The sequence below is a fragment of the candidate division WOR-3 bacterium genome (assembly GCA_013177935.1).
Lineage (GTDB): Bacteria > Hydrothermota > Tepidihabitantia > Tepidihabitantales > Tepidihabitantaceae > Tepidihabitans.
Genome location: JABLXZ010000004.1, coordinates 272,206 through 293,343, shown reverse-complemented (window position 1 = coordinate 293,343; position 21,138 = coordinate 272,206). Strand labels below are relative to the sequence as shown.

At 53.9% G+C, this 21,138-nt stretch carries 19 protein-coding genes; 7 read left to right on the top strand and 12 right to left on the bottom strand.

Translation table 11 applies throughout. The features are described 5' to 3' along the window. Position 1 precedes the first annotated feature (1 nt). The 5 genes from folP to HPY86_07985 are packed head-to-tail and all read left to right on the top strand — an operon-like array spanning position 2 to position 6,927. Positions 2 to 1,225: a dihydropteroate synthase gene (gene folP, locus HPY86_08005; GenBank protein NPV14855.1), complete on the top strand. Its 1,224-nt coding sequence runs from the start codon at positions 2 to 4 to the stop codon at positions 1,223 to 1,225. Between the two features lie 2 nt (positions 1,226 to 1,227). Further along, positions 1,228 to 1,974, top strand: a complete 747-nt coding sequence (locus HPY86_08000; GenBank protein NPV14854.1) for a TIGR00159 family protein — start codon at positions 1,228 to 1,230, stop codon at positions 1,972 to 1,974. Between the two features lie 3 nt (positions 1,975 to 1,977). Beyond that, entirely contained in the window at positions 1,978 to 4,860 is a 2,883-nt protein-coding gene (locus HPY86_07995) for a DUF2723 domain-containing protein (protein ID NPV14853.1), read from the top strand. Position 4,861: 1 nt separating this feature from the next. Next, positions 4,862 to 5,200: a hydrogenase maturation nickel metallochaperone HypA gene (locus tag HPY86_07990; protein NPV14852.1), complete on the top strand. Its 339-nt coding sequence runs from the start codon at positions 4,862 to 4,864 to the stop codon at positions 5,198 to 5,200. After that, a complete protein-coding gene (locus HPY86_07985; GenBank protein ID NPV14851.1) occupies positions 5,200 to 6,927 on the top strand; it encodes a T9SS type A sorting domain-containing protein in 1,728 nt (575 codons plus the stop codon). The genes HPY86_07990 and HPY86_07985 overlap by 1 nt, the downstream gene beginning before the upstream one ends. Positions 6,928 to 6,992: 65 nt before the next feature. On the opposite strand, the gene HPY86_07980 is transcribed toward HPY86_07985, so the two are convergent. The 12 genes from HPY86_07980 to HPY86_07925 are packed head-to-tail and all read right to left on the bottom strand — an operon-like array spanning position 6,993 to position 18,729. Further along, positions 6,993 to 10,520: a T9SS type A sorting domain-containing protein gene (locus HPY86_07980; GenBank protein NPV14850.1), complete on the bottom strand. Its 3,528-nt coding sequence runs from the start codon at positions 10,518 to 10,520 to the stop codon at positions 6,993 to 6,995. Between the two features lie 11 nt (positions 10,521 to 10,531). Next, complete coding sequence (gene ndk, locus HPY86_07975; protein NPV14849.1) at positions 10,532 to 10,963, bottom strand: nucleoside-diphosphate kinase; 432 nt, start codon at positions 10,961 to 10,963, stop codon at positions 10,532 to 10,534. A 20-nt stretch (positions 10,964 to 10,983) separates the two neighbouring features. Further along, positions 10,984 to 12,282: a methylenetetrahydrofolate--tRNA-(uracil(54)-C(5))-methyltransferase (FADH(2)-oxidizing) TrmFO gene (trmFO, locus tag HPY86_07970; protein NPV14848.1), complete on the bottom strand. Its 1,299-nt coding sequence runs from the start codon at positions 12,280 to 12,282 to the stop codon at positions 10,984 to 10,986. An 8-nt stretch (positions 12,283 to 12,290) separates the two neighbouring features. Then, the gene (locus HPY86_07965; protein NPV14847.1) at positions 12,291 to 13,862 is read right to left on the bottom strand and encodes a DUF4139 domain-containing protein; all 1,572 of its coding nucleotides are present in this window, start codon (positions 13,860 to 13,862) and stop codon (positions 12,291 to 12,293) included. A 9-nt stretch (positions 13,863 to 13,871) separates the two neighbouring features. Then, positions 13,872 to 14,945 (bottom strand): tRNA 2-thiouridine(34) synthase MnmA, encoded by a 1,074-nt coding sequence (mnmA, locus tag HPY86_07960; GenBank protein ID NPV14846.1) that lies wholly within the window; start codon positions 14,943 to 14,945, stop codon positions 13,872 to 13,874. Between the two features lie 15 nt (positions 14,946 to 14,960). Then, a complete protein-coding gene (locus HPY86_07955) occupies positions 14,961 to 15,221 on the bottom strand; it encodes a hypothetical protein (GenBank protein ID NPV14845.1) in 261 nt (86 codons plus the stop codon). Positions 15,222 to 15,230: 9 nt separating this feature from the next. After that, positions 15,231 to 15,836 (bottom strand): sigma-70 family RNA polymerase sigma factor, encoded by a 606-nt coding sequence (locus HPY86_07950; GenBank protein ID NPV14844.1) that lies wholly within the window; start codon positions 15,834 to 15,836, stop codon positions 15,231 to 15,233. A 55-nt stretch (positions 15,837 to 15,891) separates the two neighbouring features. After that, on the bottom strand, positions 15,892 to 16,815 hold the full coding sequence (locus HPY86_07945) for a hypothetical protein (protein ID NPV14843.1): 924 nt from the start codon (positions 16,813 to 16,815) through the stop codon (positions 15,892 to 15,894). After that, positions 16,751 to 17,272: a SoxR reducing system RseC family protein gene (locus HPY86_07940; protein NPV14842.1), complete on the bottom strand. Its 522-nt coding sequence runs from the start codon at positions 17,270 to 17,272 to the stop codon at positions 16,751 to 16,753. Before HPY86_07940 ends, HPY86_07945 begins: the two co-directional genes overlap by 65 nt. A gap of 58 nt (positions 17,273 to 17,330) precedes the next feature. Further along, a complete protein-coding gene (locus HPY86_07935) occupies positions 17,331 to 17,915 on the bottom strand; it encodes a DUF4203 domain-containing protein (GenBank protein ID NPV14841.1) in 585 nt (194 codons plus the stop codon). 7 nt (positions 17,916 to 17,922) lie between these two features. Beyond that, positions 17,923 to 18,165, bottom strand: coding sequence for a hypothetical protein (locus tag HPY86_07930; protein ID NPV14840.1), 243 nt, complete (start codon positions 18,163 to 18,165; stop codon positions 17,923 to 17,925). A 3-nt stretch (positions 18,166 to 18,168) separates the two neighbouring features. Next, positions 18,169 to 18,729, bottom strand: coding sequence for a nitroreductase family protein (locus HPY86_07925; GenBank protein ID NPV14839.1), 561 nt, complete (start codon positions 18,727 to 18,729; stop codon positions 18,169 to 18,171). A gap of 196 nt (positions 18,730 to 18,925) precedes the next feature. On the opposite strand from HPY86_07925, the gene HPY86_07920 reads away from it, so the two are divergent. Beyond that, positions 18,926 to 19,129, top strand: coding sequence for a hypothetical protein (locus tag HPY86_07920; GenBank protein ID NPV14838.1), 204 nt, complete (start codon positions 18,926 to 18,928; stop codon positions 19,127 to 19,129). Between the two features lie 125 nt (positions 19,130 to 19,254). Continuing rightward, a complete protein-coding gene (locus HPY86_07915; protein NPV14837.1) occupies positions 19,255 to 20,958 on the top strand; it encodes a T9SS type A sorting domain-containing protein in 1,704 nt (567 codons plus the stop codon). The last annotated feature ends 180 nt before the right edge of the window (positions 20,959 to 21,138 follow it).

The window sequence follows — 21,138 nt, the reverse complement described above, 5'->3', positions numbered from 1 at the left end:
GATGATTCGGCTCCTTGATATCAGCCATCCCCAGGACCTTTATCAGGAGTTAGCACGAGTTGGTGTTGACCCGGCAGCGTGGGAGATTTTTCGTGCCAAGAGCACGGTGCGGGCGCTGAAAATCAGCGGGCTGTCGGTTGCCGGTGCCAACATTTTGAAGCAAACTGCACTGGTTGCGGGCGCGGACTGTGCGGTGCATAGGAACGCAATTAACGGCAAAGTGCGCGAGACCGATGCGATTCTGTTTGCTACCGAACGGCAGATTGAGGATATTTGCCAGCGGCTCCGGCATCAGCCCGAGTGTGCCCGGAGGCTGGTGCCGTTTTTGAGCGAATTAGGGACGAATTTTATGCCGCCGGTCTCGGGGTTGACCGTGGGCAGGAAGAAGTTTGAGCTCGGTAAACGGGTTTTGATAATGGGGATTTTGAATGTCACCCCGGACTCGTTTTATGATGGCGGCAGGTACTTTGAGCCGGAAAGGGCAATTGAGCAGGGGATAAGGCTGAGTGAAGATGGCGCGGATATTATTGACATCGGTGCGGAGTCAACCCGGCCCGGTTCAAAACCGGTGCCGGAAAAGGAGCAGTTGCGCCGACTGCTGCCGGTGTTAAAGCAACTTGCCCGTAAGGTGAAGGTACCAATCTCGGTTGACACCACCAGTGCGCGGGTTGCCGAAGCGGTGCTTGACGCCGGTGCCGGAATGATAAACGACATTTCCGGACTGAGATTTGACCGGCGGCTGGCAAAGGTGGTGGCGCAGGCTAATGTGCCGATAATCGTGATGCACATCAAGGGTAAGCCCAGAACAATGCAGAAAAATCCGGTGTATCAGGATTTGATGGCGGAGATTGTTGATGGTCTTGCCCGGTCGATAAAACTGGGTGTTGCTGCTGGAATCGCGCCGGATAAAATTCTTGTTGACCCGGGGATTGGCTTTGGCAAGACCGCTGGGCACAATCTGGAGATTCTGCGGCGGTTAAAGGAGTTGCGGACGCTCGGCAAACCGATTGTCATCGGGCCCTCGCGCAAGTCTTTTATCGGTGCGGTTCTGAACCTGCCGGTTGAAGAAAGGCTGGAGGGCACGATTGCTGCCTGTGTGATTGGCGCGCTGAACGGCGCCGATATTGTGCGGGTACACGATGTCAAGGCTTTGCGCCGGGCACTGGCGCTAAAGGATGCGGTTTATCCACCGCCCAAAAGCGGTGGGTCGCAAACAGCACGGTAGTTATGTGGTTTTTCCGGTTTCGGTTTGTTGATGTCATTGACATCATCCTCGTTGCTTTACTTGCCTACTACTTTTTGCGTTTTCTGCGCGGCACCCGGGCAATCCGGATGCTCTATGCGCTAATTTTTCTTTTAGTGATTGGTGCCATCGCCCGCTGGCTTGACTTTAAGGCGCTGGGTTTGATTGTCAGTTCCCTGACCACGGTCTGGCTCGTTGCCTTTGTCATCATCTTCCAGCCGGAAATCAGGAACCTGCTGTCCCGCTTTGGCCGTACCCGGCCGGTGCGGTTTTTATTCCGGCCTACGGCGGACGCAACAATGGTTGATGAACTGGTTGCCGCGGCGGCACAGATGAAGGAGAAAAAACTGGGCGCCTTGATTGTTCTGGAACGGGAAATCGGTTTGCGCGAGTATGCCGAGACCGGCACCCGGCTTGAGGCAAGGGTTTCCGCCCCTTTGCTTGTTTCCATCTTCACCCCGCCTTCGCCGTTGCACGACGGTGCGGTCATCATCAGCGCCGGTCAGATAATTGCGGCGAGTTGCACCTTACCGCTGGGTGAGACCGAACCCGGGCTGGGTATGCGGCACCGCGCTGCGGCCGGGATTACAACCGTGACCGATGCGATTGCGATTGTCGTTTCAGAAACGACCGGCAATATCAGTTTTGCCCAGCGGGGCAGGTTGCTAATCAATTTGACACCATCGCAGTTAAAGTATAATCTGATGCAGGCACTATTAAAGGAGAGTTAAAAAATGAATGAATCACGATGGCGACTGATTTTCTTTGTTGCGATTTTTCTGACCGTCCTGGCGGTTTACCTTTACAGCGTGGCGCCAACCGCATCGTTCTGGGACTGTGCGGAACTGATTGCGGTTTCTTATATCGCCGGTATTCCCCATCCACCAGGCACACCGCTTTTTGTGATGCTGGGAAGGATTTTCACCCTTTTGCCCATTGGCAAGGAAATCGCCTTCCGGGTGAATTTGATACCGACTCTGTTTGGCGCCTTCTCGTGCGGGTTACTCTATTTGATTGTTGTCCGGTTGCTTTCCCAGCACAGCGCTGAGGAGAAGAACCGGCGCTGGTATCTGCCCCACATCGCCGGGATATTTGCCGCTTTGATGTGCGGTTTTGGCTACTCCTACTGGGACAACTGTGTTGAAGCCGAAGTTTACGGTCCCTGCGTGGTCATTGCCCTCTCGGTGCTTTATATGGCGCTGGTCTGGCGCGAGGGCAGGGAGAACAAAACCGGTGACAACCGTCAGATTCTTGCTGCCATCTTTCTCCTTTTTGTTGCGACCGGAATCCATTTCACGCCGATGCTTGTCGTGTTTGCGGTGCTGGTGTTTGCGCTGTTAGTTGACCGCCAGGCGGTGATTCATCTGCGGTTCATTGAGTTTGCGGTTGGTTATCTTTTGATTCTGACCGTCAATGAACTGGGTCTGTCTGCGGGCACCTTCATCGTGGTTCCTTTGATGCTGGTGGGCACCTACTATGCGATTCGGATAATGGAGCGTTCAGAGCGCAATGTGTCGCTCATCTATGGGCTGGGGCTTTTGGCACTGGTTTTCCTGGTTGCCTGGATTGGTGCCGGACAGAAGATTATGGACGATGTCGTGCTCTTCCTAGCATCGCCCACCGTTGCCCTGATTGAGCGCTGGGTTAAGTCACCGGCGCTGCTTGTTGCCTTTGTTGTCGCTTTTGCCGGCTATCTGTACTGGCTGCATACCAAAAAGAAATTGCAACCCCGTTATGTTGGGCTTTTGCTCGGGCTGGTACTCCTTGCTGGCACGGTTCAGTTCATTATGCTGATTCGCGCCCGGCACTACCCGAGCATCAACGAAGTTGAGCCGACCCGCTGGCGCGACTTTGTCTCGGTTTTGAAGCGGGAGCAGTACGACCCGATGCGGCTTTTGCCGCGCAAGACCCAGTTCTACACCGAGGATGATTGGCGCCGGAATCAGAATCCGGCGTTCGGGCTGCTCCGCGCCTATATTGAGCAGGTCGCCTTCTACATCCGCTACTTTCTCTGGCAGTGGGGTAACGAAAGGTACCTTGATGTTTTGATTACAAACATCCCGCGCATCTTTCTCCGTCTGGGCTGGCAGGGGATATTAGGGTTGATACCGCCGCTCCTTGGACTCTGGGGAATGTGGCACCAGTTTAAACGGGACAAAAAGTCGTTTGCCTTAATCTTTGTTGCCTTTATTGTGGCATCAATCGGACTTTTGACCTATTTGAATCTGAAGTTTTCACCTTCAGACCCGCGACCGGAATTGAGGTTCCGGGAGGTGCGCGAACGGGACTACTTTTTTGCCTTTTCGTTTGTGTTTTACACGATTTTTATCGGCACCGGGGTTTACGCCTTTATGAAGTGGGTTGACCAGGAACTTAAAACCCGACGGGTAGCGGTGCCGATGCCGGTGATTGCGGGACTGGTTTTGGGTTTCGGGTTTGTGCCGATGTTCCTGAATTACAAAGGGGTAACACGGCGTCACAACTGGATACCGGCGGAGTACGGTTACAATATGCTGGTCTGCTGTGAAGGGGAGAAGGCGGTACTGTTTACCAATGGTGACAACGACACCTTCCCTTTGTGGTTTATGCAAACCGTGCCGTCGCTCGTGGCAAACAACGACCCCAATTTCGGAAAGAATGTGGCGGTTGCCAACCTTTCGCTGTTGAATACGCCGTGGTTTTGCAAACAACTTAAAAGGTGGGGCGCACCGATTTCCTTTACCGAAGAGGAGATTGAGCGGCTACCCCTGGGTTATGTTGCCCGAAACAACCGCACCGTCCTGCTGAAGGACATAATGATTCGCAATATCATCGCGACCGCCGGGGGCATAAAACTGAAATGGCCCGAAGACTACGAAGCTCCTTCTGAGCAGTTTATGGCGAAGGTGTTTGGTCCGGGTTACAATCCCAAGAGCCCGGTTTACTTTGCGACAACGGTATCACCGGACAATACGGTTGATTGTGAGCCTTATCTCCGGCTGGAAGGTTTGGTGCGCCGGGTTGTGGCGGAACGCAGTTCGATACCGGATGAGGAGATGGTTGATACACTGCGTACCCGGGTACTTTTGACCGAGAAGTTTAAGTTGAAGTCGATGCTCGACCCGAGGGTGGAAAAGGACGAAAATACCCGCGGGTTGTTTACGACCTATGCCCATAGCCACCTTCTGCTTGCCAACGCCTATGCCCGGGCTGGGGACAATCAGGCGGCGCAGCAGGCGCTTATGCCCGCGCTTAAGTTTGAACTGGAACCGACCCAGAAGATGCTGCTGTTTTACCATTTATCCCGCTATGCAGCGCTCAATCGTCAGTATGAGGTTGCGCTGACGGCGATTGACTCGGCACAAAGATACGCGGGTGATGAGCCACGACTGCGACTGGAACTGTTCCTCCAGCGCGGTTTCATCAGCCAGGCGATGGGCAACTACCCGGAGGCGGAAAAGATGTACCTCCAGGCGCTGGCGCTGGCACCGAATGAGTGGCAACTGGTTCAACTCCTGTACCGGTTCTATGTTGAGGATATGCACAGCGTTGACAAAGCCCGGGCTTTGCTATCAGACTGGCTGCGCCGGCATCCCAGCGACTTCAATGCCGAACAGCTGTTGCGCCAGTTGCAGTAGAATGCATGAGTTTGCCATCACCCGAAGTTTGCTAAACGAGGCGCTTGCCGAAGGCAGGCGACAGGGTGCGAGCCGGATAACCCGGATTAAACTGTTGATTGGCGAAAAATCTTCGGTTGTGCCGGAGTGTGTTCAGTTTTACTTTGACCAGATGAAAGATGGTACACTCGCTGCCGGCGCAGTGCTGGAGTTTCAGCGTACCCCCTTACAAATCCGTTGTCCGAAATGTGGCAGGGTTTTTTCCGCAGTTGAGGAGATGTGCTCCTGTAATGCCGGGGGCGAAATCACCGGCGGCGATGAACTGGTAATAGAAGGTATCGAGATTGAAAAGGAGGAGTAATGCAGATATTTTTCTTGCTGACCGTTATCGCCACAACACCAGCGTGGCGGATTGAAATGACCGGGCCAGAAGCCACCTTACCAGGGATGGCAACCTGGCAGGAGGTTATGATATCCGAACCTGTAGCAGGCAGCGATGAGATTCGGATTATGCCCGGCTGGCCCAAGAAGGTGCAAAGTAACAGTACATTTTCACCCTGTAGAGGTGCTGCCCTTGCCGACTTTGACGGTGACGGAAGCCTTGAGGTGATTATGCCATCGCCCGCCGGTCAGCTTCATGTTTGGCGCGCTGATGGCAGTTACTATCCGGGCTGGCCCAGAACTTTTTCCGGGATGGGACAGTATGCGGCGGCGGTGGGTGATATTGACCGCGACGGCGAATACGAAATCGCCATCTGCACCCGGGGAATGACTTCGGGTGGTGCGGTCTATGTGTTTGCGGAGAACGGAACGGTCAAAAGCGGCTGGCCCTTTACCGGACTGGTAAATGGAAACTTTGCCGACAGCCCGACCCTTGCCGATATCGATGGCGACGATACGCTCGAAATCATCGTCGGTGAGCGCGACTGGCCCATTGGCCATCTCCATGTGTTGCGTCATAACGGGGTTGAGCAACCTGGTGCCTGGCCCTGTTCTCTGAGCCATGTGCCGGCGCTCGGTGCTGCGGTCGGCGATATCAACCTTGATGGTGAACCGGAGATTGTCTACGCCTCGTACAATGCGCTCTATGTCTTGCACCCCGACGGTACCCTTTTGCCGGGCTGGCCCTTGACAAATCCGAACGGTGGTTCTTTTTCCTATCAATCACCGGCACTGGCGGATATTGACAATGATGATACCCTCGAAATCGTCATTGCCTATCATGGCAGTTCTTCCGGGACCGCGGTATTCCGTCACGATGGGACGCAGGTTAACGGCTGGCCCTACGCTTTTCCCCGCTGGACCTATTGTCCGCCCACGGTTGCCGACCTTTATCGGAATGACGATTTGAAGGTGCTGTGCGGGCTTTCCGGGATTATGGGCGGTGCCGCAGCGGTTTTGTACGGGTTTGATGACGACGGTTCGGTTTTGAACGGGTTTCCGGTTGTCCAAGCGGGTGGTGATGCGGCAGAGGGGAATATCACGGTGGCGGATGTTGATGGCGATGGTGATATGGAGGTTTTGTTTACCAGCAACCTGATGACCAGTGCCGACACCTCAGGTTATCTTTATGCGGTTCATCACGATGGCACACCGGTTGCCGGCTTTCCTTTGCGGACTTATGGCTGGACTTATCTAAATGGTGCGACGGTTGCCGATGTTGATGGTGACGACTCGCTGGACATCGTTACGGTTTCCTACGACAATGCCACAACGATGGCGGTTACAGTCTGGGAGACCGGTGTACCTTTCAATCGAATGGCATGGGAATGGCCTACTTATCAATTTGATATGGCGCGGACCGGTCTTTATCAAAAACCTACAGTCGGGGTGAGCGAAGAAAAGCGTAATAAAACGGTTGTCCAGCGCCTGGTGCCCAGTTGTGTGAGGGCGGGGATGAATGTTTATTTTGTGCCCGCGCCCGAAAAACCGGTGCCGGTATCGCTCTACGACCGTTCCGGCAGGGTGGTTGCGGTGCTCAGGGTTGGACCGCAGGGCACAACATTGCCTTCGGCGCTTGAGCCCGGGGTTTACTTTGTCCGGACTTCCCGGTTAAGCCATCTGGACAAACTGATAGTTGTCAGGTAAGAGTTCGAAGTGGGATAAAAAAATGCGGCGTCCATTTCGGACGCCGCATTGCGTTTGACGCTCTTTTACCGTTTGACAATCAGTTTCTGAGTTTTCCATCCATCGGGTGAAGTTAACCGCAGGATGTAAACACCATTTGCCACCTGACTGGCATCCCAGTTGAGTCTTATTTCACCGGGTTCCACAACCTGGTCAAAAAGGGTGGCAACAGTCCGGCCGCTGATGTCAAAAACTTCTGCCTGGACTCTTCCGGTTCGAGTGAGATGGTAGCGGATTGCGACCGAATGGGAGAAGGGGTTGGGCTGACAGATGATATTAGGGATATTCCTTCCCGGCTGGGTTCCTTCTTCGTCCGCAATGCCGACATTGTTGTCAAACCAGTTCTGGGCGCTGTCAGCGTTCGCCTCGAAGTTCGCCTCAGAAGAGCCACCGACAAAGGCAAACGCGACCCGATAACTGCTTCCCGGGTTCAGGTCAAACGGACCTACCGAAACACCAACCGACCAGTCATAAGCCCGGTTCGAGTTGCGTTGATTGATTGTACCGTTAAGGATGCGGAGCTTCATCCCTTCGGTCATTGCGGAGTCGGGATAGACATAGCGGGCGTGGTCAATGGCGCACAGGTTGGCAAAAGATTGCGGGGCAAGAATTTTAACCCCGACACAGGGGTTGGCACTGGACGAGGAGCGCATAAAGGAGAACCGTTTAGTTTCGTTCGAGGTTACGGTATTGGAGGCGGAATTGGAACCAACATCAAAGTCGGCAATGATACCGGCATAAAGCCCGTTCACCGCACTGGAACCCTGGTTCTGGATGTCGTAAACCAGAACGACGAAGTCGTCGTAGCCGCTTCTCGCATCCATATAGGAGTTCTGAGTTACCCGGATATTTTTCGGGGTGGTGTGGCCTGCATCACTGATGACCGCCCGGAACTGCTCAGCGCCGGCTTGAGGAGGCGTTACTGGCCGCAGGGAGTCAACAATCCGGAAGTCGGTGTTGTAACTGGATGCGGGCTGGCCATAAAACCGGTCAGCGATGTAACTGGTGCTGTTACCCAGAAGGAAACTGGCGTAGTAAAGGCTGGAGGCGGAACTCTTGGGATAAGAGAATCCCGAGCCCGGGTCGGCAGAAGGTGGTTCGGTGAAGCCGATTGAGCCGAGGGCGGTGACGGTAAGTCGACAGTAGCCGGTGTCATGGTCAAGGGTAACGGCGCCGGGTTGCTGTGGTGTGCCCACAGTTAGGGTGAAAGGCTGGTCCCAGGTGCCTTCGCTGCTGGTGATGTGAAGGGTGAAGGAGATTTGAGTGCCGGGTGGGGTAGAGGCGCTGGCGCTCAAGCGGTACCGGTCGCCGCGCGCCGTGTCACCGGAATTCAGGTTGCCATAGGCGCTGGTTGAGTCAATCCGGGTGATGTAAGCCGAAGCGGTGCGGAGCGTACCGTTGACATTGGTTGCACTGGCGTTGCCGAGATTTTTTAAGGTGACATAGAGGTCGGCGGTTTCACCCGGGTCCAGCTGGTTATTGGCACCGTCGTCAACATAGGTGCGCAGAATTGAGATGTAGGGTTGGGGGGCACCGGAAATGACCGTGACCGTCTTTTCCACCGGCAGAAACTGCTTGCGGGTGATGGTCAGATACATTGTGCCCGGGGTGATAGGGTTAATCGTAACGCGGGCAACGCCGGAACCGTCGGTGCGGCCAACTTCGTGGAGTTCACCCGGTTTGTAGAGGCAGACCAGAGCGCCGACAACCGGGTTGCCACCGCTGGTTACCGTGACCTGGAAAGTCTGGGCGCCGGTGGTGGTGGTGTCCTGGTTCTGGACGGCCATTGTGCTGGGAACGCCGTTCCACATTGGTAGCGCCGGGTCACCGAACAGGTTTAACTCATAGTAGCACCAGCGCCAGAGCGGTTGACTCTGCGCCATATAGCCGTAAACCCCTTTGCTCGAGCAGTGGTTGCGGCCGATTTCGACCGTGTCGCCCAAAAAGTAGTAGTCGTAAAACATACAGTCCAGTTTCTCCGAAGGACCCATTGACGGCGGTGTGCCCCAGCCATAGCGGGAGTTCATAATGGTTGCGACCGCGCCGCCATTGGCGTTGTTGACCAGTTCTTCGGCGAGGCAGTCTGAGGCTTCAAAGTTGCCGGAGATACAGGCGATTGAGTTCAATATCACCGGTCGGGTGGAGTTCGTCTGGTTACGGGCAACGGTGGTGGTGTAGATGGGTGTGCCGGATTGGGTGTAGAAGCCGTAGTCATCGCCGTGAGCCGCAACATGACAGAAGTGAAAACCGGCGTTGATCGAGTCACGCATCGGGGTGGTGCTGGTTGGGTTTGCGATGTAACGGTCAGCCCAGCCGGAGGGTGTTTTGGCGGCGATGGTGTCGGACACGATTCTGCCCGAGTAGCCGGTCCACAGTTCCACATAGGGCAAAAGCATCTTTTGCAGGTAGTCGGTGGTCGGGGTTTTTTCGTAGTAGAGGGTTTTATTGACAAAAGTGGTGACCTGGGTGGCATTGTCCACCGAAGCACGACCGATGAACAGGTCGTAAAACAGGTCGACCGTATCACCGCCGACTTCACCGAAGATGTTGTTGCGGTTGCCGTCCCAGGACCACTGCAGGTCGGCGTAGTAAACATCAGCCGGGATGTAGTCAGCAGTGCCAGAAACATTAACATAACCGCGGCGTGCCGGAACAATTGAGTTATCACCGGCTAAGAGAACCTGGATTAAGCCGTGGTTCTGCCAGTAGTCAATGATAAAATTGCGGATTTTTTCCTGCAGGTCCCGTCCGGGATAAACACTGTTGATGGAGTCGGTTTTGAAAATTCGGGTGTAGTAGCCCTTTTTGGTGCGCCATTCGGCAAAACTCTGGAAATTTGGAGCCAGGGAGGAACTGGTGATGATGCAGTAGTCGCAGTCCATATTGTCGCGCAACCGTTGAGGCGGGGCAAACCGCTTGACCGCTTCAGGGTTGACAACAACACTTGCCACCGCCGGCGCAAAATGCTCAATCTGCCGTTCGGTTAAGGTCGGTGGTGTTACTGCACCCGCTTCGTAATCGACATAGACCTTTACCCGGCGGTAAAGCGTGAGTTTGCCGGTAACAGGGTTCCAATGCATAGGATAGACCGCAAAAGGGCACACCCGCCAGCCCATCATTGTGCCGGTGTAGCCGTTCCATTCGTAATCGGCTTCGGGATAGTTCGCCGGTGTTGAGTAAACAACCGGGTCGGGCGGAACAAATGCAAGCGGGTTCTTTGCCGAAAGCGGGACCGGTGGCTGGGCAGGATGAACGCGGTAAACACCGGGCAGTTCCAGTACCTGTTCGGGAACGACCCGAACCGCCGTCACCGAGGCGTTAGCCGGTACAACAACATTGAACGGGGCGATGGGCAGTGACGGTTTACCCGGTTCCGCGGTCGAGGCGAATCTCGGTATCTGAACAACATCATAACCGTTCGCTTCGGTGATATAGAGGTCTCCGGCATTGAACTCTATAGTCTGGGTTATTGTGCCGGCGAACAGTACAACCGGCAAAAACATTAGAAGCCCCCAAAATTGGAGCATCTTGCAACCTGACAAGTTCTTCTTCATTCTCTCTCCTTTTACCTGGGGTTTTGGTTTTGGTCCGGGAAGAAAAAATTTATCTCCCGGTTGACATCTTCTTCGGGATTGGAGGCGTGGACCGCATTCATCCGGACCGAAGTACCAAACTCGGCGCGGATGGTTCCTGGTTTTGCCTGTGCCGGGTCGGTAGCACCGACAAATTCCCGGAGGCGCTGTTGACAGCATTCACCTTCAATCAAAAGCGCTACCACCGGTCCCGAGGTAATGAACTCCACGAGTCCGGCAAAAAAGTCTTTGCCGCGGTGGATGGCATAAAACCCTTCGGCTTCGGCGCGGCTCAGTTGTTTCATCACCATTCCGGTAATCTTAAATTCCGCCTGTTCCAGGCGGGAGATAATCGCGCCGATGTGCCCCTTTTTAACCGCATCGGGTTTAATAACAAGGAGGGTTTTTTCCGGCTGTCGCGCCATTAATATTAAATTTTACTCCTTTAAGCGTCAATGTCAAAATGTTTTTTCGCCCAGGCGTGTGCTGCATTCAGGGCGCGCTGGGCAAGAAGGGTGCGCCTTTTTAAGCCCCGGGCACTGGTGTTAATGGGGGGCAGGATGCCAAAGTTGGCGTTCATTGGCTGGAAATCCGGGTTGGGAGTGGTGATGTATTTCAGGAGCGCACCGAGGACGGTGGTTTCGGGTAAAACAAGAGGAGGTTTGTTCTGAATAAGGCGCGCGGCATTGATGCCGGCTAAAAAGCCGGTGGCGATTGATTCAACATAGCCTTCAACACCGGTGAGTTGACCGGCGATAAAAAGGTCTGGTCTTTTTTTCGTCTGGAGGGTGGGTAAAAGTAGTTCGGGACTGTTTAAGAAGGTGTTGCGGTGGATGCTGCCGTAGCGGAGAAACTGGGCGCGTTCCAATCCCGGGATAAGGCGGAAGATACGCTCCTGTTCGCCGCGTTTCAGTCGGGTCTGAAATCCGACAAGGTTAAACATTGTGCCCACCTGGTTTTCTTTGCGCAACTGGACAACCGCAAAGGGCATTTTGCCGGTACGGGGGTCGATGAGTCCAACCGGTTTTAAGGGACCAAAGGCAAGGGCAAGCCGGTCGCGCCGGGCAAGTTCTTCGATGGGCAGGCAACCTTCAAAGAAGGGGACCCGGTCAAAGTCGTGCGCCGGGTACAGTTCACCGCGGGCAAGTTCTTCTACCAGACGGTTGTACTCCGGTTCGGTTAAGGGGCAGTTTAGGTAGTCGTCGCCTTTGCCATAGCGGGATGCGGCAAACATTTTTTCGAAGTTCAACGATTCGGCAGCGACGATGGGCGCAATCGCATCGTAGAAGAACAGTTGCTGGGCACCAAGGAATTCGCTGAGAAACTGGGTTATTGCGGGTGAAGCAAGCGGACCGGCTGCGATGATGGTGGGGGTTTCTGGTGGCACCGCGAGTTCGTGACGGATTAGTTCAACTCCCGCCTGTTGCAGCGCTTTTTCCACTTCAAGGGAGAACTTTTTCCGGTCAACAACGAGCGCCTTACCGCCCGGCACCCGTGTCCTTTCCGCACACTCAAAGAGAAATGAACCGTAGATTTTCAACTCGGCTTTGAGCAAGCCGTGGGCATTGGTTGTCTCTTCGGACTTCAGAGAGTTAGAGCAGACCAGTTCGGCAACATCACCGGTCTGATGCGCCGGTGTCATTACCAGGGGGCGCATTTCGTAGAGCCGGACCAGAACACCAAGACGGCGACACTGGAGTGCCGCTTCGCAGCCTGCCAAACCGGCACCAATTACCGTGACCATCAACCGGACTAATACAACCCGTTTACCCTTTTCCCTGCAGGGTATTCAACATTGTACTCAAGGTTGATTTCAAATTTGTTGCCCGACGGGATTTCGGTGGTGTAGGTTAATGTACCCTGCGCTTCATCCTGCTCGCTCGGTTTTGGTTCCAGCCGGGTGATGGTAACTTTAATCTCCTTCTGCTGGGAGACCGGAACCTGTTCCACAATTTTGATTTTAATCGGTTTCGGGTTGTAATTTTCAACAGTGGTGCGATAGATAAACTGGAGCCGTTCGGTTTTGTTCAAAAATCCGGTGCGGGTCTTGAAGGTTTTGACCAGTTCCCGTTTCACCTTGATGCGTTCGTCAATACCAAAGCCGAGTTCGAGCGACTCTTGGGGTGCGACCGTAGCGATGGCGGTTGTGCCGGTGTACTCGTCACCGACATAGGTGCTGGCTTCACCGCTGAGCAGAATGAGGTCAGAGGTGTTGGCGAGTTGCGCGGTGAGAAACGCCTTTTCCGAGGCACGGGGCAGGGTGTAGTACTCAAAACGGGCAGGCAGGGTAATCTGTTTCAAGGGCAGTTTTTTTGCCTGCTCCCCGGACTTCAGGTTCACCCGACCGGGAATAACATACTGGATGGACACGCCAGTTTCCACCGTCGATATCTCTTCGCCACCGGGTGCGGGTGCCGCTTTCAGGGCGTCTTCTGGAGCAGCAGATTCCGAGGCATATCCTGCTTCAGCACGGACCGCGCGCGGTGGAGTTTCTTCAATCAACCAGAGGTACCAGGGATAAGGTTGCGGGGGCTGGAGTTCACGGCTTGGTGTTGCGGTGGAGAGGATAATTTTGACATCTTCCCAGTCTTCGCCGGTACGCTGGCTGAGTCGGGCAAAGTAGTTAGCCTCAACCTGGTCGGTACCCGGTTTTGCCCGCAGTTCGTAATAGGGTTGCCAGTTTGCTGCCCGGGGTAATGAATAGGCGATAACAAGCCGGTAAGAACCGGGTTCGCCTTCGGCAACAAACCGCAACAGTTTACGGTTCTCAATCAGGGCACGGGCATCAGTTAGCTCCTGCCGCGCCGCATCAAGCCGTTTTCTTGTCTCGGTTTGCTCCCGGGAAAGGGTAATGGCACGGATTTTTACTTTCGTTAACTCCTCTGCAACAAAGTTCAGGGCACCGCGCCACGACTCCGGCGCAACCTTACCCTCGCGCAGTTCACGCGCGATGATTTCGGGCGTACCAAGTTTTATTGAATTAAGAAAATCCTCCTTTGCCTTGAGCACCGCCGCTTCATCCTCCAGAATTCTTAAACTGTCTTCCAGCGCCCGCACCCGGTTCTCCAGCCTTTTGACCTCCGGAGTTGGTTCGGCAAGATAACCCGGCTTTATTTGCACCTCACCGATGCGTAACCCTGGTGCCCGCACCCGGACCGAGTTGTTATCAAGGGCGCCGGGCAGACCAGGTAGAGTGATTTCGGTAGAGCCGTTCAGGGTGACCGAAGCGGTGCGCACAACCACCACCTGATTGGAATAGACGATAACCGTGTCAATTTTTGCGGAAACGGTCATACCCAAGAGCAGGCTGATGATTAAATTCATTAGACCTCCTTATTTTTCACTGCTTTCAATCGTTGCCCCGCCCAGCACCTCGTCATTCTGCCAGAAAACAATCGCCTGACCAGGTGTTGGTGCCCATTGGGGCTGTTCAAACACAACCCGGACCCGATTTTCGGGCTGAATTTCAACCTCAGCCCAGGAACCAGTGCCTTGATAACGAACTTTTGCCCAGACCCGGGTCTTATTCTCCGGTGGTTTACCAGAGGTCCAGGAAGCGTCTGAGGCGTTTACGACCCGGTGGTACACATCCTGTTCCGAACCAATGATAACTGCATTGCGCATTGGGTCAATTTTGACCACATAACGGCGTTCACCAAAGGCGATTTTTAAGCCTTTGCGCTGACCGATAGTGAAGTGGGCGATACCGGAATGTTCGCCGAGCAGATTCCCGCCTGTGTCGTAGATGGGTCCGGGCTGGAAAATTTCCGGACGAATCTGTTTCAAAAAGGCGGCGTAGTCGTTGTCGGGCACAAAACATATCTCCTGACTTTCCGGACGCCGGGCATTGGGAAGGCCGAAACGGGCGGCAAGTTCCCGGACTTCTTCCTTGGTATATTCGCCAATCGGCAGCAAAAGTTCTGCCATCTGTTCCTGGGTCAGGGTGTAAAGGAAGTAAGACTGGTCTTTGTTTTTGTCAACCCCTCTGTAAAGGTGCCACAACCCCTGCGGGTCTTTTTTTAGCCGGGCGTGATGGCCCGTGGCGATGAATCGGACGTCAAGGTGCCGTGCCTTTTCCCGCAGGACGCCGAACTTTATCAACTGGTTGCAGCGCAGACAGGGGTTGGGTGTCCTGCCCTGAGCGTACTCGGTGATGAAATGTTCAATGACCTGCTTCTGGAACTGAGGGCGGAGGTCAATGGTGTAGAAGGGAATGTTGAGAATGTACGCGGCACGCCGGGCGCTGGTTATCGCTTCGGAACCACAGCAGCTGGAATTAGGAGTGTCTGCCCGGGTTTCGTCGTAGAGCCGCATCGTGATGCCGATTACTTCGTAGCCCTGCTCTTTCAGGAGCGCGGCGGCGACCGAAGAGTCAACACCGCCCGACATTGCAACAACAACCCGCATCAGTTTCCGCCGCAGTTATTTTTTTCGTTTCAGATGTTTATTGAGCGTGTCCCAAAGTTTTTCGTGTGCCTGCGCCGGCATATGACAACCGGGCTGGAGGCGACAGAAATCGACGGTGCGTTGCAGGCTGCGGACCAGCTGGGCACAGGCGCGGCAGGTCTGGATATGGAGCAAGAGGTGTTGTCTAATCGTTGCCGGTGCCTCGCCTTCAACATAAAGTGCTGCCCAGGCTTTTAGTTCGGTGCAGTCGCAGATTTGTGTTTTTTTCTTTCTCATAGCGCTCCTTTAGAGATAGCGCGCCAGTTGCTCGCGCAGCGCCATTCGGCCGCGATGAAGGCGCGACTTCACCGCCGGGACAGTTATTCCCAGCGTTGCACTGACCTCTTCATTACTCAACCCTTCAAGGTCGCGCATCACAACCACGGTTCGGTACTCTTCGGGCAACTTAGCGATTGCCTCCTGCAGCCTTTCCCGCAGGCGCTTCTGTTCAAACGCCTGTTCGGGAGTTGAACGAGAGTCCGGGATGTCGTACTTCAGGTCGTCGGTGTCTTTTATCGGTTCGTCAAGGGAAACGGTTTCCTGGGTTTTGCGCCGGCGCAGTTTGGTAAGGCTGACATTGGTGGCGATACGGTAGAGCCAGGTGTAGAAACTGGATTTGAACTTAAACCGGGAGATGGAACGGTAGGCACGGAGGAATGTGTCCTGCAGGGCTTCGGTGGCATCCTCTTCATTGCCGAGCAGTCGGTAGGTGATGTTGTACACCTTATGCTCGTAGCGCCGGACCAGTTCTTCAAACGCCTCGGTTTTGCCCCGCTGTGCCCGGCGCACCAGTTCATCATCCGAAACCGGTAAGCCCGGTACCGCTAACTGTAGACTCTTGCTTTTTGCCACTAAATTATAAGATATTTATTGCCGAGAGGTTGTCAATTAGCCACGCTGTTGGTTTTTACTTTTCGAATGGCGGTGCAACGCGTTGACCGCGCCATCTCCCGGGCGAGTTGTCAAACACCTGCACGATGTGGTAGAGCACGGCGATTGATTTTCGGGGCGATTCGCCGTGAAAGTAGTCGTGGACGAGATTGATATAGTCAACAACCTGCTTCTCATATTCGGTTAGATTCGGGTCTTCAGGGTGGAGCATCTGGGCGATGGCGCGCAACTCATAAGATTTGGGCAGGTCGAGGAAGACAATCGCGACGCCCGGGTCGGTCATCTGATTTAAAAAGGTATGGGTTTCGAACCCGGGGTTCGAGTACAGTTCGAGCGAAGTCTGTTTGGTCAGGTCAAAAAGTTCCACGCCCCGCTGGTACAGGCTTTCAAGGATGGCAATCTTGCGTTCCATTGAGTCGTTCCAGGAGCGCTGCAACAGGGCAATCATTTCGGGCAGTTTTTCCTTTTTCGGGAGCCAGCCCATCCCTTTGACCGCATTGTTCAGGGAGAAGTAAGAGTCGTTGCGTTTCAAGCCGTGCGTGGCAACGATGCCGTTGTGCGGTCCGGCAAGTTCGGGCATATCGCCGCTCTGGTTTTTCATCATTTCCCGGATTTTCCCTAACTGGGCAAGGCGCCGGCTGAAGTTCCACTGGATAAAACCCTCGGGCACGACGACAAGCTGGAACTCCTGCCATTTCCCTTCAACCCGCGCTCGAATTATGCCCGAATCCAGTCGGCTCACATCGATATTGTCCTGACGGAACCAGCCGTGATAGGTGCCCCGGTTTGCCGCAGCGGAAAGGGTGTCCGGGACAAACTTTACATCCTTCCAGAACTGGGCGCTGCTGTGTTCGGGGTTCTTAAATTGGGGCATATCACCCCCTTGCGCCATCATTAGGGTGCTCAGGACAACAAGCAGACTTATCAAAAGTTTTTTCATCTTGACCTCCTGTGGTTTGAGTTTCAACTGCTCGGCGGGTAATTACCGGTAACCCGGTGCCCGAATGTGCCCGGCGGTGTTCGAAAATCCGGACGATACCAATGGCGATTAAAAGCCCGATGCCGGCAAGAGCGGCAGCACCGAGGTCGTTGAGAAGGGTGGTGCCGATGACGACGCCGGCAATCATCAGCAGGGCGGGCAGACCGAATATCAACAGGCTGGAGCGGAGCCGTTCTTTTTCTTCATGCTGGATATAGACTTGCTCTCCGGGTTTAGCACCAATCGGGTTCCGGGCAACGATGGTGCGGGTGCGCTCGCAGGACCAGTTGCAGAGATGGGCGGCGCCACAATGCCGGCAGGAGTCAGAAGGGACGACTTCAACTTCAGCCCGGTCACCCTTGACCGTTTTGACCACGCCGGGCTCTTCCGGAACGGTTGAGACAGGTTCCTCGGGCATAAAAAATTTTACCGGACCGGTTGTTGAAGTCAAACCGATAAGGAAAGAACCTTTGGTGTTATTCGTTATCCGGCACGGAGTTCTTTTTTCTCTTTCGGGCAGGGAGAATCTGGACAAGAAAACCCAGAATGCCGAGTCCAATCCAGGAGAGCGCCATCACCGGTGAACTTGAGCCGCGCCAGTTCAGCAAATTATATCCTTTAAGCAGGGCGAAGATGCCGGTGATTGTGGAGTAGGAGCCGATAAATGCGGTCAACAGGCAAAGCACCGGCCGACTGATGAAAAGGGCGAGAATGCCACCGAGAATGCCGGCAAGTCCGATGATTAAGAGGTGATAGCCACCGGTTGCCGGCAGCAGCGCGCGGCAGAGCAAAACTGTGCCGGCAGCACCGAGCAGGAAAATGCCCAGTTTGAACAGCAATGACATCAACAGGGCACAGACAATTGCGAGGACAACGATGACAATTATCGTTACCGGTCCGGTGATGCTCAGGGTTAAACTTATGATACTGCCCAAGTAGGCGCCCAGCGCCAGGCCAATCACAACAAGGGTGAAGCGGAGCAGGCGATACCCAAAAAAGCAGACCAGAAGCCCGAGAACGGTGGCGAGGATGGCAACAAGGGTAATCCGGGATGGTTCCATATTAATGTTACTGCGGCTTTTTTCGTTTTCGGCTCAACACCTCTTTCAGGCGAAGGATAACACCGGAGAGCATCATAAATATCAGCCCGATACCAATCACTACACCGCCCCAGCGGAACCAGGCGTGCAGGTGTAAAAGTTCGTGGAACCGCTGAAACAGTAGAATCAGTACGCCGGTCAGAGCGGTTAATAGAACAAAGGGCGCAAGAACCATGCCGACATAGATGTGTGCCTTGCGCAGTCGCCGCATCGCTCAATCTCCGGTATAACGGTTAAAAAAAAGTACCTTATCCTGAGGGAGCCGTTCAGGCCGGGTTTTTTCCCATTCAACCTGCTTTTCGGAGAGAACCGGGCTGATGGTGTCGGCGTGTTTGCCAATCAGAATCAGGGTGATGATGTTAAACCGTTCCGGGATGTTCAAAACTTCGCGCACCTTTTTCGGGCTATAACCGGCAATCGGATGGGCAACCAGTCCCAGTTCGGTTGCCCGCAGAATCAGAAAGGCGGTCTGCATTCCGGTGTCAAACAGGTAATACTCCCGGTCGTGAATGATGCAGTCCGCCTCCTTTTCGGCAAAAACCGCAACCACAATTGAGGCGGCATAGCACCATTCATTCCCCTTGCTGAAAGCGGGTTTGAGTTGCTCAAGGGTTTTGGGGTCGTAAACAAAGACAAACCGTGCCGGCTGGTTGTTGAAACAGGTGGGCGCGAGCTGGGCACTGCGGGTCAGGTCGCGAATCAAATTTTCATTGACTTCAATTGGTGCCAGTGACCGGTAAGCCCGGCGTGAGTTAATTGCTTCTAATACGGTCATTTTAACCTCCATTACCGGTAAGTGTACCGTTTTTGGTTAACCGGTCAATAAAATTGGCAAGACCGGTCAAACTGTGTTGTTGGTTCTTAACCGAATTCCTGAACAGTAACCGGATAGAATGCGGTTTCAGTTTCTGTATACTTTAAAGTATAACGCCCGAAAAAGCCGGTTTTTACATAAGGTATTTGGATTGAATATGTTAGCCATTATTCCGGAAATTTTCCCTACCCAACCCCGGGGTAGTTATGGGAATGGTATGGGAAATTCTTGGGTGGTTGGTTTTCCCTGTGGTTTAAACTCCGACATCCGGTTTTCGTTGATAGCTGGCGGCAAGGTGAAAACCGGCAGGTTTTTCGAGGTTAAGGAGTGGTTAGGAGAGGAATACCGTGATGTTGTTTGACATAGGTACAGTTTTCGATTAAAATTAACATAGACGCTGGTCCGGTCCGTTCCCAGTTTGAATCACCACCAACAAATGACGAACTTACCGGAAGGTGTCAGAGAGTATAAATAGAAGGAGATAGTATGAAGAGGCTAATTTTAATAGCAAGCCTGATACTTTTAGCCGGTATCGGATTCCAGGCACAGGCAGACCAGAATGCGGTCGGTGCCGTTCGGTACAATGATATTGCATCGTTCGCGTCGTCCGGTTCATCAGAAATTTCTGCGCCAACCCGAGTGGTAACCGAAGGTGACATACCTGCAGGATATCGTCCTACACCAGCGTTACCGGTCTATTATGAGCCACCTCAGGTCGGAGAAGTTGTGGACCACGGTGGATTGGAAGGGGAAGCCCAGCCGCTCTGGGGACCGGATGTTCAGGTTTATGCCGGGGCGCTTAGAAGCCCGTCTCCGATAAGGTCGGAGCGGATGATTGCGTATGACCAGAGTCAAACCGGTATCCTGTACGCCGCTTTTGTGGTGTCGAGTGGTGATACCGCCCGAATTTATCGTTCAACCGACGGTGGCAATACCTGGGCACCCTGGAACTATGTTGCTCATACCGGTAATGTGCTGAGTTCACTGGAACTTGTGGTCGCGGAAGGCGACTCCAGTTTCGTATTTCTGTTTCTGCGGACCTCAGCCGGCAACGGTGATATTTACTGTGCTCGTTTTCGGCCCTCAGGTGGTGGAGTGGTATTTCCCGTTAAGGCGGACAGCGATACGATTGTGAACCTTTCTGCCTGCCGGGATTTTGGCAACCCTTATTACCTTTATGTGACATTTGAGTTACGCAATGGCCAATATAATGTTTACACCTACCGGTCAACCAATTACGGCGTAAACTGGGCAGAGGCGGGGAACAGCGAAGTTGCGGACAACCAGGTACCTCCCAAACCGGACATCTGCTGTGGCAACAATAACCGGATATTTGTTTTTCTACTTGACAAACGGCAGAGTTCAGTTGATTCGGCGTCGTTCCGGGTAAAGATTAGCACCGACCGGGGTACGACCTGGCTCTCTTCTATTCAGGTAGGTGTTCCATTCGTTCGGGTTTACGATGGCGTGGCAGCGGCAAGAAGAGACGTGCCGACAGTCTGGCTGGTTCATGTTCGGAATATGGAACTGGTCAATGGTAGGGGCGAAGGAGTTTTTTACTACTATTCGACCGACAACGGCGCCACCTGGAACTATGGCGGTGATGATGGTATCGGACACGCGGACACCGACAACAATGAGGTGATGCCGAGCATTGCTCCGCTCTGGCGTGATGGAACGCCAACGGTTTGCTATGCGATTGTGCCTTCAGAATCTTTGATGTTTACCTGGTGCTGGGGTGATACCAACTGGGCAACGCCGATCAAGGTCAATGACCATAGGCATGCGGGCAACTTTGCACCCGCCGCGGGCTGGAAAACGGTTGGCGCGAGCAGCTATTCCACGGTGCTTTATGCCGGTGTTGGTCCATCCGACCTCTGGTTTGACGCATTTGATTTGACCGGTGTCAAGGAGCGACATCAAACCGGGGTCGCACCGGTTGTTGTTGTCAAGCCCAATCCGGCGGGAAATCGAGCGGTAATTAACTGGACGCTTAATCAGTCGCACGATGTCGTGCTGACCGTGCACGATGTTTTAGGGCGACCGGTGGCGGTCCTGGCACAAGTTAAGGCAGAACCCGGAACTCATCAAGCGGTCTGGAACTGTAAAGATGTTCCGGCTGGTGTTTACCTGTACCGCTTAAGCACGGGCAGGGCAACTTATACCGGACAGATTGTGGTTTCCCGGTAAAGACAACAAAATGAACTTGCGGGCAGAGCCAGCCGGCTCTGCCCTTTCTTTTACAATAAAAAAGTTGACAGAGACCGATTTTAAGTCTATAATAAAAGCGGTAGGGCTAACCCCGTTAAGGGGAATCGGTTTAAGATGCTGGCATTAGCCTGAACTGATTAAGCGATTTCCCAAAATAGC